10 protein-coding genes and 1 riboswitch are annotated in these 12,078 nt (G+C 72.4%); of the genes, 4 read left to right on the top strand and 6 right to left on the bottom strand.

Annotated elements, in window-relative coordinates:
- Positions 1-200: 200 nt before the first annotated feature.
- Positions 201-791 (bottom strand): Rv1733c family protein, encoded by a 591-nt coding sequence (locus FLX08_RS05025; protein WP_425280613.1) that lies wholly within the window; start codon positions 789-791, stop codon positions 201-203.
- A gap of 44 nt (positions 792-835) precedes the next feature.
- Complete coding sequence (locus FLX08_RS05020; RefSeq protein WP_142617003.1) at positions 836-1,600, bottom strand: enoyl-CoA hydratase/isomerase family protein; 765 nt, start codon at positions 1,598-1,600, stop codon at positions 836-838.
- Between the two features lie 115 nt (positions 1,601-1,715).
- On the opposite strand from FLX08_RS05020, the gene FLX08_RS05015 reads away from it, so the two are divergent.
- Both FLX08_RS05015 and FLX08_RS05010 read left to right on the top strand, forming a co-directional pair.
- On the top strand, positions 1,716-2,981 hold the full coding sequence (locus FLX08_RS05015) for a DUF5685 family protein (RefSeq protein WP_142617002.1): 1,266 nt from the start codon (positions 1,716-1,718) through the stop codon (positions 2,979-2,981).
- A 63-nt stretch (positions 2,982-3,044) separates the two neighbouring features.
- Positions 3,045-4,616, top strand: a complete 1,572-nt coding sequence (locus FLX08_RS05010) for an oxidoreductase (RefSeq protein ID WP_142617001.1) — start codon at positions 3,045-3,047, stop codon at positions 4,614-4,616.
- Positions 4,617-4,667: 51 nt separating this feature from the next.
- On the opposite strand, the gene FLX08_RS05005 is transcribed toward FLX08_RS05010, so the two are convergent.
- The 4 genes from FLX08_RS05005 to FLX08_RS04990 all read right to left on the bottom strand — a co-directional run bounded on the left by FLX08_RS05005 (position 4,668) and on the right by FLX08_RS04990 (position 10,353).
- Positions 4,668-5,723 (bottom strand): mechanosensitive ion channel family protein, encoded by a 1,056-nt coding sequence (locus FLX08_RS05005; protein WP_142617000.1) that lies wholly within the window; start codon positions 5,721-5,723, stop codon positions 4,668-4,670.
- Positions 5,724-5,766: 43 nt separating this feature from the next.
- Positions 5,767-6,771, bottom strand: a complete 1,005-nt coding sequence (locus FLX08_RS05000) for a ribonucleotide-diphosphate reductase subunit beta (RefSeq protein ID WP_244312422.1) — start codon at positions 6,769-6,771, stop codon at positions 5,767-5,769.
- The gene (locus FLX08_RS04995; protein ID WP_142616999.1) at positions 6,768-9,002 is read right to left on the bottom strand and encodes a ribonucleoside-diphosphate reductase subunit alpha; all 2,235 of its coding nucleotides are present in this window, start codon (positions 9,000-9,002) and stop codon (positions 6,768-6,770) included. Before FLX08_RS04995 ends, FLX08_RS05000 begins: the two co-directional genes overlap by 4 nt.
- A 135-nt stretch (positions 9,003-9,137) precedes the next feature.
- A riboswitch (cobalamin riboswitch) is annotated at positions 9,138-9,369 on the bottom strand.
- A gap of 45 nt (positions 9,370-9,414) precedes the next feature.
- A complete protein-coding gene (locus tag FLX08_RS04990; protein WP_142616998.1) occupies positions 9,415-10,353 on the bottom strand; it encodes a Bug family tripartite tricarboxylate transporter substrate binding protein in 939 nt (312 codons plus the stop codon).
- Positions 10,354-10,521: 168 nt separating this feature from the next.
- Here FLX08_RS04990 and FLX08_RS04985 point away from each other — a divergent pair, with 168 nt between their 5' ends.
- Both FLX08_RS04985 and FLX08_RS04980 read left to right on the top strand, forming a co-directional pair.
- Positions 10,522-11,391, top strand: coding sequence for an AraC family transcriptional regulator (locus FLX08_RS04985; protein WP_142616997.1), 870 nt, complete (start codon positions 10,522-10,524; stop codon positions 11,389-11,391).
- A gap of 11 nt (positions 11,392-11,402) precedes the next feature.
- The gene (locus tag FLX08_RS04980) at positions 11,403-12,056 is read left to right on the top strand and encodes a cysteine hydrolase family protein (RefSeq protein WP_142616996.1); all 654 of its coding nucleotides are present in this window, start codon (positions 11,403-11,405) and stop codon (positions 12,054-12,056) included.
- Positions 12,057-12,078: the final 22 nt, after the last annotated feature.

Here is a 12,078-nt window from a genome sequence, read left to right as displayed (position 1 = left end):
GGCATGCCGTGCCGCTGAAATTTTCACCCTGCCGAGGCAACAGGCCGTCGAACTCCAGGGCTCGGCGCAGGGCTTGGTCAAGGCGTGAGGGGGCGTCGAGGCGGCCGAAGAGCCGGCCGGCATGCACGTCGCCCGGTCATGTCGGCCTGCCGGCGTCACGATGCGTTACGTCGGTCGTGGACGCTGTGGCGTGGGCCCGGTCAGCGGCCGTTGATCCGCCACATGGGCTCGACCACGGTCCACTGGGCCTCCCACGCCCGGCGGGCCCTGCGCTGGTTGACCAGGCGAGTGCAGGTCACCAGCAGCGCGAGGATCGCGGTCGCGGCCAGCGGGACGCCCGTGCCGACGGTCAGCGCGGCGACCACCGTGGTCTCCCGGTCCTGCGGCCGTGGCGTGATCACGCCTTTGTCGTCGGTCCAGATGCGCACGGTCTCTCCCGCGTTCCTGTTGGGCGAGACCTCGATGACACCGGCTCTCACCGTGCCGTCGGGGGCCACCCAGGTGGCCTGGGCATGCCCGACCGCCGCTCCGGCCACCGACAGCCGGGGCGTCGCCACGTTGCCCGTCAGCGTGGCGACGACCTGATGCCGCGTGCGCGCCTGCTCGGCCTCCGTCTTCAGGCCGTTGCCGTACTCGCGCATGCCCAGCATCACGCCGAACACGATCGCGGCCACGATTCCCAGCACCGCGACAAGCCGAACCACCGCTTCGACCCGGTCGCACCGGCGCCGAAGCGGATTCCTGTCAAGTCCCAGCCAGCGGGCGAACCTGGCGAATAGATTCTGCGACATCTCACACCTCACAGGGTCATTACCACTGCGAGTCCCGTTTATGCCTATTTTGCATCCCAAGAGAATCCAGGGGAACGCCCCTCCCGATATGCCCGGACACCTTCGGCCAATTCGCCGCTCTCCCTGGCCTCCCGCTGCCAGGCGCGCACCTCGGCCTCCCCGGCCCGGCCGTCGATGATCTGCTTGGCCGCCGCCAGCGTCAGCCGGGACCGGCCGGCCATCGTGGCCGCCAGGCCGTACACGCGCCCGCGGAGGTCCTCCGGGTGGCAGACCTCGTCGACGAGGCCGGTGCGCAAGGCGTGATCTGCATCGATGAGCTCCGCCGAGAAGAGCAGGAGCTTCGCGGTGGCGGGTCCGGCGATCTCCGCGAGCCGCCGCGTGGACCTGAGCGGATAGACGATCCCGAGCTTGGCCGGGGTGACGCCGAAGCGGGCCCCGGCCGCCGCGACGCGCAGATCACAGGCGAGCGCGAGCTGGCATCCGCCGCCGACGCAGTATCCCTCGATCATCGCGATCACGGGTTTCGGAAAGGTCATGAGTGCGTGCTCTGCGACAACGGTGAGACCGGTGTCATCCTCGTTATCGCCAAGCTCATGAATTTCCGAAATATCGGCACCGGAACAGAAAGTTCCGCCCGCTCCGGTGAGGACGAGGACGCGCACCTTCGGATCGGCGGCGAGGTCCGCGAGGATGCCCGGCAGCGCCCGCCACATGGCGGCGGTCACGGCGTTGCGCTTGGCAGGCCGGTCGAGGGTGAGGGTGGCGACGTGCTCGTCGAGGCGCAGGTCGAACCCGTCGGTAACTTCCATCTCTCGATTGTCCGATTCGTCCGTCCCACAGCGGCAGCAGGGTCCCGGCGCCCGATGGCATAATCGCCGCGCAGCGGGACGATCCCGTACGCATGACCCCCCAAGGAGTCTCTCGGTGTTCGGGATCCTCCGGCCGTGTGCCCGCCACTCCTGCCCGTCCGTCCACGCGGCCTGGCGCGCGCACCTGTGCGGGCTCTGCCTGACATTGCGGGACCGGCACGGGCAGCCGGCCCGCATGGCGACCAACTACGACGGCCTCATCCTGTCCGTCCTGACCGAGGCCCAGACGCGGGCACACTCGCGGGACCGGTCACAGGAGGGCGGGCCGAACCGGCGGACCGCCGGGCCCTGCGCGCTGCGCGGCTTCCAGCGGGCGGAGGTGGTGCCGTCGGACGACCGGGGCGCCCGCCTGGCCGCCGTGGTCTCGCTGGCCCTCGCCTCGGGCAAGATCCGCGACCACGCGACCGACGGCGACGGGATCGCGGCCCGGCGCGTGGCCGGAGTCCCCCTGCGCGCCATGGCCGCCGCCTGGGCCTCGGCCGCCCGGCGCGGCGCGGAGTCGATCGGCTTCGACACGGCCGTCCTGACCGAGGTCTCCGCCCGCCAGGCGCTGCTGGAGTCGTCTTCCGGGCGCGGCCTGCTCGACGTCACCGAGCCCACCGAGACCGCCGTGGCCGCGGCCTTCGCGCACACCGCCGTGCTCGCCGACCGGCCGGGCAACGCCGAGAGCCTGCGTGAGACCGGCCGTTTCTTCGGCCGGATCGCGCACCTGATCGACGCGGTCGAGGACCTCGCCGAGGACCGGGCCCGCGGGGCGTACAACCCGCTGGACGCGACCGGCGCCTCGCCCGCCGAGGCCCGGCGCGTGTGCGAGGAGGCGCTGCACGGGCTGCGCCTGGCCGTACGCGACCTCGACCTGGAGGAGCGGCACCTGGTCGAGGCGCTGCTGTGCGACGAGACCCGCCGTGCCGTCGACCGGGCGTTCGGGACGCGTGCCCACGGCGCCGCCTGCGCGGTGCACCGCACGCCGGACGGGGACGCCTCCCCCACGCCGCCCGACGCCCCGCCCGACGCCCCGCCCGACGCCCCGCCCGGCGGCTCCCCCAGGGGTCCCGGCAACCGTCCGGGGATCGCGCTGACGGCGTTGGCCGGGGTGGGGGTCTTCCTGACCTGCGGGCTCTACCGCCCGCCCTGGAGCGAACATCGCGACGCGCCGTGGAACGAGCGGTGCTGCTGCGACAGTTGCGACTGCCCCGACTGCTCGGACTGCTGTGACTGCGCCGACTGCTGCTCGTCGTGCTCCGACTGCTGCTCGGGCGACGGCTGCTGCGGGGACGGTTGCTGCTGCGGGGACGGCTGCGGCTGCGACTGCGGCGCCTGACACCGGACTGCCGACGCCTGCTCCCCCAAGGGCTCCTTGGAAGATCGGCGCTATCGTCGGCCCATGGGAAGATCGCGCCCCCCTTTCCGCCGGCTCACCCCCGCCGAGCGGCGGCTCTGGGACGCCTACCCCACCGGCGACTGGGTCGACCTGCGCCACGGCCGGGAGACGGACCCCTCCTCGGGCGGCGAATGGGGCCGCTCCCGGGTGGTCAGGGCGGAGGTGATCTCCGCCCTGGTGCTCGACCGGGGCGCCGGCGCATCGGCGCGGGTGCCGGGCGTCCGGCTCGCCGGAGCCCGGATCATCGGCGATCTCAACCTCTCCGACGCCACGATCGATGCGAAGATCCACCTGCTCGACTGTCACATCGCCGGGACGGTCTCGTTCAACGACGCCAGGACCAGGGGCGTACGGCTGCGGCGCTGCGACATCTTCCGCTTCCGGGCCGGCCGGGCCACGATCGACGGGCTGCTCGACCTGGACGGATCGGCCGTACGCGCGGGGGTGCGCCTGGACAACGCCCACGTGACCGGGCAGCTCCGGCTCTCCGGCACCCGGGTGGGCACACCCGGCGAGGATCCCTACCGTGACGCGCCTGCGTCGTCCCTCCTGGAACAGGCCCGCTGGAGCGGGCCGGAGGGATCGGAGGAGCCGCGCCCCTGGGAGTCGGTCGCGCTGTGGGCCGGCGGGCTGGTCGTGGACGGCAGCGCCTTCTTACGGGACATGCGGGCCACGGGCGGGCTGCGGCTGATCGGCGCCCGCTTCTCCAGCGGCCTCTACCTCCAGGGCGCGGTCGTCACCGCGGACGGCGTCCCCGCCGTGCACGCCGACCACCTGGAGGCCGCCGCGGCCGAACTCGGCGCGGGCTTCACCGCCCACGGCACCGTACGGCTGCGCGGCGCGCGCATCGGCGGGGTCCTGTCGTTCCACGGGGCGGTGCTGCGGGCCTCCGGACGGGCGCTGCACCTGAGCCACATGCAGGCGGACGAGCTCATCCTGCTGCCCGAGTCGATCGAGGGCGAGGTCAACCTGGGCTACTCCCGCTTCGGTGTGCTGTTCGACCGTCCGGACAGCTACCCGGGCCACGTGCGGCTCGAAGGGCTCACGTACGAGTCGCTGCGCGGCCCGGCGACCCTGGCCGACCGGCTCTCCTGGCTGCGGCGCGACCCCGGAGGCTACCGCCCCCAGCCGTACGAGCAGCTCGCCGCCTACTGCCGGCGCATCGGCCACGAGCCGGACGCGCGCCGGGTGCTGCTGGCCAGGCAGCGGGCGCGGCGGCGGACGCTGCGGCTGCCCGGGCGGCTGTGGGGCCGGCTGCTCGACGGGCTCGTCGGGTACGGATACCGGCCCTGGCTCGCCGGGCTGTGGGCCGCGCTGCTCCTCGCGACGGGCACGGCAATCTTCACGCGGTGGCCGCCGCACCAGATCGGCCTGGACGAGACGCGCCATTTCAACGCCTTCGTCTACACGCTCGACCTGCTCGTGCCGGTGAGCGTGTTCGAGCAGCGCGGCGCCTGGGAGCCGGCCGGATGGACCCAGTGGCCGGCGAACGGCCTGATCGCGGCGGGCTGGATCCTCGCCACCGCGCTCATCGCCGGTGCGAGCAGGCTCTTGCGGCCGTCCAACGCCCCCTGACACCGTCACCGCTCTCAGGGCCCGGTCCGAGGAGAGGGCCGATGAGACGGGTCAGCGTGCGGCGGTGTCGACGCGCAGGCGCGGGAGGCTCTCGGGGTACTTCTCGCGGACGAACTTCACCAGGTGCTCGCGGATGTCGCAGCGCAGGTCGAAGGCGCTCGCGGAGTCGGCCGCGCTCATCAGGGCGCGCAGCTCGACCAGCCCCTCCTGGGTGACGTCGGTGACCTGGAGCGTCCAGTCCTTCTGGTCCCACAGCGGGTTCTCGCGCAGCGCGCGGTAGAGCTCGGTGCGCACCTCCTCGACGGGGATCGACCAGTCCACCCGGAGGTACACGCTGCCGAGGATGCGGCTCTCGTGGCGCGTCCAGTTCTCGAAGGGGTTGCCGGTGAAGTAGGACACGGGCAGGATGAGCCGCCGCTCGTCCCACAGGCGCAGCGCCACGTAGGTGAGGGTCAGCTCCTCGATGCGGCCCCACTCGTCCTCCACCACGATCACGTCGTCGAGCCGCAGCGCGTCGCTGAAGGCCAGTTGCAGCCCGGCGAGCATGTTGCCGAGGGTGGACTGGGCCGCGATGCCGCCCACCACGCCCGCGATCCCCGCGGAGGCGAGCAGTCCCGCGCCGAGCGCCCGCACCTGCGGGAAGGTGAACAGCATCGCCCCCAGCGCGAGCACCACCACGACCGCCGCCGACACCCGGCGCACCAGTCCGATCTGGGTGCGGATGCGCCGGGCGCGGCGGTTGCGCGCGCCCTCGACCCGGATGAGCCGGTCGAGGACGACGTCGGTCACCGCGTACGCCGCCTGGATCAGCAGCCAGGTCACGCACGCGATCAGCAGCAGCGAGAGCACCCGCTGGAAGCCGTGGGAGTCCGATCCGGGCATGCCGGGGTCGTAGGCCGCCTTGACGGTGCCCGCCAAGGCCGCGGCGAAGCCCGGCCAGGTGCACCTGCGCACGAACGGCCCGGCGAGCGCCCACCGCTCCCCTATCAGCCGCGACTTCAGCACCCGGCGCACCAGTTCCACCGCGACGATCGCGGCGGCCACGGTGATCGCCAAGGTCGCCCAGTTCCACGCTGCCGTTGTGACGGCGCCCCCTCTCGTCGTCATGGCGTTCCCTTTGCCCTTTATGGGAGCGCCGAAAACCGACAGATCAGAAGGCCTCGTCGAAGCTGACGTCGCCTTCGACGGCCACCTGGTAGGCCGAGACGCGGCGCTCGAAGAAGTTCGCCAGCTCCTGCACGTCCTGGAACTCCATGAACGGGAAGGGGTTGTCCGTGCCGTACCGCACGGGCAGGCCGAGCCGGGTGAGCCTGCGGTCGGCCACGTACTCCAGGTAACGCCGCATGTTGCCGGCGCTCATGACGCCGTGCCCGTCGCCGCACAGGTCGCGGGCGAAGGCGAGCTCGGCGGCGACCGCCTCCTCCATCATCCGCGCCACCTGGGCCGCCAGCTCGTCGTCGAACAGGTCCGGCTCCTCGCGGCGTACGGTGTCCACCACCTCGAAGGCGAACTCCATGTGCATCGACTCGTCGCGGAACACCCAGTTGGTGCCGGTCGCGAGACCGCCGAGCAGCCCCCGCGAGCGGAACCAGTAGACGTACGCGAAGGCGCCGTAGAAGAACAGTCCCTCGATGCAGGCGGCGAAGCAGATCACGTTGAGCAGGAAGGCCCGCCGGTCCTCCCGGGTCTCCAGCCGGTTCAGCTCGCTGATCGAGTCGATCCAGCGGAAGCAGAACTCGGCCTTGTCGCGGATCGACGGGATGTGCTCGACGGCGGCGAACGCCTTGGCCCGCTCGTCGTGGTCGGGCAGGTAGGTGTCGAGCAGGGTCAGGTAGAACTGGACGTGCACCGCCTCCTCGAAGAGCTGCCTGCTGAGGTACAGCCGCGCCTCTGGGGCGTTGACGTGCTGGTAGAGGTTCAGCACCAGGTTGTTGGCCACGATCGAGTCGCCGGTCGCGAAGAACGCCACGAGCCGGTTGATCAGGTGGCGCTCCCCCTCGTCGAGGGTCGCGAGGTCGGCCAGGTCGGAGGCGAGATCGACCTCCTCGACCGTCCAGGTGTTCCTGATCGCCGCGCGATACCTCTCGTAGAACCCGGGGTAGCGCATCGGGCGCAGGGTCAGGTCCATACCGGGGTCGAGCAGCATCGTTCTCATTGGCATGCCTCGCAGATCTCCGGGTTCTCAAGGGAGCGGTTTTCAAGCGAACAGGCGACGGCCTCCACCGGCGCGACCGCGGGGACGGTCGTCTGGGCGATCCTCGTCGCCGGGCGGGAGCGCAGGTAATAGGTGGTCTTCAGGCCCGACCGCCAGGCGTAGGCGTACATCGACGAGAGCTTGCCGATGGTGGGGGCGGCCATGAAGAGGTTGAGCGACTGCGACTGGTCGACGTACGGCTGCCGCGCGGCGGCCAGGTCGATGAGCGCCTTCTGGGGCAGCTCCCAGGCGGTGCGATAGAGCGTCTTGAGCTCGCCCGGGATGGCGGCGATGTCCTGGATCGAGCCGTCGTTGAGCTTGATCGCGTCGCGCATCGACCGCGTCCACAGGCCAAGCGCCTGGAGATCCCGCACGAGATAGCGGTTGACCTGGAGGAACTCCCCCGACAGCGTCTCCCGCTTGAAGACGTTGGACACCTGCGGCTCGACGCACTCGTAACAGCCCGCGATCGAGGCGATCGTGGCCGTCGGCGCGATCGCGATCAGCAGGGAGTTGCGCAGCCCGGTCTCCGCGATCCTGGCCCGCAGCGCGGCCCACTCCTCGGGGTGGGCCGGGGTGCACGGATAGTGGTCGAGGTGCAGCACACCGTCCGCCGCCCGGGTCTCCTCGTACGCCGGCTGGCGTCCGCGTTCCGCGGCCAGGCCGGCCGAGGTGCCGTACGCCGCGAGCGCGATCTCCTCGGCGATGCGGGTCGACAGCGCGAGCGCCTCCGGCGAGTCGAACGGCAGGCGCAGCGCGAAGAAGACGTCGGCGAGGCCCATCACGCCGAGGCCGACCGGACGCCACTTGCGGTTGGCCGCCTCGGCCTCGGGCGTCGGATAGAAGCCGAGGTCGATCGTCCGGTCCAGGAACCGTACGGCGGTGCGGACGGTGGCGCGGAGCCTGCCGAAGTCGACGGCGTCGCCCCCGGGGGTCAGGTGCGCGGCGAGGTTGACCGAGCCGAGGTTGCAGACGGCGGTCTCGCCGTCGCTGGTGACCTCCAGGATCTCGGTGCACAGGTTGGACAGGTGGATGACGTTGCCGGGCCTGGCGGTCTGGTTGGAGGCGCGGTTGGAGGCGTCCTTGAACGTCATCCAGCCGTTGCCGGTCTGGGCGAGCGTGCGCATCATCCGGGCGTAGAGGGCGCGGGCCGGCACCTGCTTGACGTAGCGCCCGGCGGCCTCCAGCTCGCGATAGCGGGCGTCGAACGCCTCGCCCCACAGGTCGGTCAGCTCGGGGGCCTCCTTGGGGTCGAACAGCGACCACGTGCCGTCCGTCTCGACCCGGCGCATGAACTCGTCGGGCACCCAGTTGGCCAGATTGAGGTTGTGCGCGCGGCGCGACTCCTCGCCCGTGTTGTCGCGAAGCTCCAGGAACTCCTCGATGTCGGCGTGCCAGGTCTCCAGGTAGACGCAGGCCGCGCCCTTGCGCCGGCCGCCCTGGTTGACGGCCGCCACGGACGCGTCGAGGGTGCGCAGCCAGGGCACGATGCCGTTGGACAGGCCGTTGGTGCCCCGGATCAGCGAGCCGCGCGAGCGCACCCGTGTCCAGGCGACGCCGATGCCGCCGGAGTACTTCGACAGCCGCGCCACCTGGCCATACCGCTCGTAGATGCTCTCCAGCTCGTCCCGTGGCGAGTCGAGCAGGAAGCACGACGACAGCTGCGGGCGGCGCGCGCCCGAGTTGAACAGCGTCGGCGAGCTGGGCAGGTAGGCCAGCGTGGACATCAGGCCGTACAGCTCGGCCGCCTCCGCCACCGTGGCCGACAGCCCGCAGGCGACCCGCAGCAGGAAGTGCTGCGGGCGTTCGACCACGCGCCGGGTGACGGGGTGGCGCAGCAGGTAGCGGTCGTAGACGGTGCGCAGCCCGAAGTATTCGAACCGGTCGTCGGCCGCGGGGTCGATCAGCGCGTCGAGCGCCTCGGCCTCGCCGGCCACGAACGCGGCGACGGCGTCGCCCAGCAGCCCGGCGGCGTGGGCGGCGGCGACCGACTCGGAGAACGTGCGCACCCCCTCGGCCGCCGTCTCCTCCGCGATCAGCCCGGTCAGCAGCCTGGCGGCCCGGCGCGAGTTCTCCGGGTCGGCGATGACCCCGGCCGCCGCCGCCTCGATGGCCTGCCAGACCTTCGCCGCGTCCCACCCGCCGTCAGGGCCGGCCGATGCCTGCCGTACGGCGGGTGCGGTGATCGTCATCAGATGCCCTCTCCTCGTCGTCTCGTGTCCCGGCCGGACCGGAGGGAGGCATGCCGCGGCGCACGCGCACGAGAGGGAACCGTGCCGTGACGATGCGGCGAGCCCGCCCTCGGGGCCCGGCGCGGAGCGCGCGCCCATGCGCACGCGTCGCTGGCAGGTCTTCGGACTCGCGGGCGCCCGGCCGGGCTCGCGCCCTGCCGGTCCTACTGGCCGTCGCTTCCCGGGCGCGCTCGCGCCCAGTGCTTGAAGACACAGCACCGTGCTGTGCCGACGGCGGTCGTTCCCGCTCACCGCTGCGGGGCAGTCCCGGGTTTCCACCGGGTTCCCTCTTGCCTCACCAAGGTGAACCAGCAACGCGATGGATCCTACATCTAGTGGCCCTTCCCGCAAGCGCCCCCACAAGTTGTGTTTTTCACCGGAGTCCGAGATCATTGAGGAGCAGAGCCGTACGGCGTGCCTCGCCGACGAGCCATTGGCGGAAGTCGTCGCCGTCGAGCCACATCGGCGTCCAGTCGTTGCGGTCGCACAGGCTCCGCCAGCCCGGCGTGTCGGCGACGGCCCGGCACAGGTCGAGCAGGGCGTCCGGTTCGGGTGTGCCGCGCGGGGCGATCAGCCCCGTCCAGTCGGCGAACACGACGCGCACGCCCGACTCCGACAGCGTCGGCGCGTCCACCCCGGAAAGCCGCTCGGCGGAGGAGACGGCGAGCGGCCGCAGCCGTCCGGCGCGCACGTGGGGGGCGACCTCGCGCCTGCTGCCGAACCCGAGCGCGAGCCGCCCGTCGAGGACCGCGGCGACGGCCTGCGCCCTGGTGCCGAACGCGACATAGTCGAGCAGGCGGGGGTCGGCTCCCAGGCCCCGGGCGGTCATGCCGAGCAGCAGGTGTTCCGGGCCGCGGTCGGCGCCGCCCGCGACCCGGTGCGCTCCGGGGTCGCGCAGCAGCGCGGCGGCGAACTGGTCGAACGTGCGATAGCCCGAGTCGGGCGAGGCGACCAGCACCTCCCACTCCCCCGCCAGCCGCGCGAGCGGGACGGCCCGGGCCACGAGGAGGGGGTCGCGGGCCAGCGCGCAGGCGGCGATCAGCGCGGAGTCGGCGACCACCAGGCCGGCCCCCGGCCGGTTCAGGTCGGCGAGAGCCGTCCCGCCGTCGCCGGCCTCCCGCCTGATCCGTACGGCCCGGGCCCAGCCACGCCCTTCCACGAGGGACTTGAATCCGGCGGCGACGCCCTCCCCGCACCCGCCGGGCGGGCCCGGGACCGTCAGGGAGAGCTCCCCGCGGCGCGTGGGTGCCTGGACGCCGCATGCGCCCGCCAGGGCCAGGACTCCCAGCGCGAGGACCGTACGGCGTCGCATGTCGGCACCCTCCCGCCCGAAGAGTCCCTTACACGCACAGACTATGAGTAACTACACCATGTCACCACATAACGGACGCTACGGCTGCGGCGATCGATGGGCGGTTCTCGCACCCGGGTCCCGAACCCGGGGCTGCGTCAGATACAGGCGTCGGATAGAAAGGCACCCATGGAGGACCTCGTCGAGCACCGTTACGGCCGGGACGACATGCGGCTGGTGACGGCGTCCTTCCGTACGCATCGGTTCGTCCCACACGCGCACAGCGAATACGCCGTCGCGGCGATCGAGCGCGGGGTGGAGGCGGTCCGCTATCGCGGCGCCACCGAGCACGCGCCCGCGGGCAGTCTGCTCCTCCTCGACGCCGACACCATCCACGCCGGCCGCCCCGGCATCGCCGAGGGCTGGGACTACCGGGTCTTCTACATCCCGCAGCCGCTGCTGGTGGAACTCGCCGGGCACCGGCCGGCCTTCTCCTCACCGACTCCGCACGACCCGCGCCTGGCCGCCCGCCTGATCCGGCTCCACCGCCGCCAGGACCAGACCTCCCTGGCCGCGCAGGAGGAGTTCGAGGCGCTGTGCAGCGAGATCCTCGCCCGCTACACGCGCCGCGGGATCGCCCCGGCGCCGTCGGCGCCCATCCGCACGGCGCCGTCGGGGCCCATCCGCACGGCGCCGCTGGGGCCCATCCGCACGGCGCCGCTGGGGCCGATCCAAAAGGTGCAGCGGCACCTGGCCGAAGACCTCCGGCGCACGCCGAGCCTGGACGAGCTCGCGCAGGTGGCGGGATTGCCCCGGTTCCAGCTCCTGCGCGCCTTCCGCCGGGAGACCGGCGTCACTCCGCACGGCTACCTGCTCCAGCTCCGCCTGCGCTGTGCCCAGCAGCTCCTGACCGCCGGGCACACCGTCGCGCGTGCCGCCGCGGAAAGCGGCTTCTACGACCAGGCGCACCTGCACCGCCATTTCCGCCGTACGTTCGCGGCCACCCCGGGCAGGTTCGCCCGCAACGACGTACAAGACCGGCGCCGCTCGCGCGCCTAGCGTTGCCGGACGTGGACGAATACACCAGCCCCGAGTTCTCCCGCAGCGCTCTGCTCACCATCGACCTGCAGCGCGACTTCGTCGCCGGCATCGCCGGCACCACCGAGGTGCTGCCCGCGGTCCGGCGCCTCACGCACGCGTTCCGCGAAGCGGGGCGGCCCATCGTGCATGTCGTGCGCCTCTATCTGCCCGACGGCAGCAACGCCGACCTGTGCCGGCGGACGCTGCGCGGCACGGTCAACCCGCACTCGCCGGGCTCGCAGCTCGCCGCCGGCCTGCTCCCCGGCAGACTGCTCCCCGGCAGAGCTGGGGAACGTGAGCTCGACCCGGACCTGCTCCTGGCGGGACGCGCGCAGCAGATCGGCCCGGACGAGCACATCCTGTACAAACCCCGCTGGAGCGCCTTCTTCGGCACCCGCCTGCTGGAGCACCTCGCGGAGCGCGCGGTGAGCACCGTGGTCGTCGCCGGGTGCAACTACCCCAACTGCCCGCGTTCCACGCTCGTCGACGCGACAGAACGCGACCTGCGCACCGTCGCCGTCCGCGACGCCCTGTCCGGCTGGACCGCCGGCGCGGACCGCGAGATGGCCGGGATGGGCGTCGCCTGCCTGGACACGAGCGAGGTCGTCGCCGCCGTCCGCACGCCTGCGGCGTCCCCGGCCTGACCACCGGCGTCCACCGCCTGAC

This window comes from Microbispora hainanensis, from assembly GCF_006874475.1.
Lineage (GTDB): Bacteria > Actinomycetota > Actinomycetes > Streptosporangiales > Streptosporangiaceae > Microbispora > Microbispora hainanensis.
Note: the sequence above shows the minus strand (reverse complement) of the source record. Positions and strands in the feature narration are given on the sequence as shown.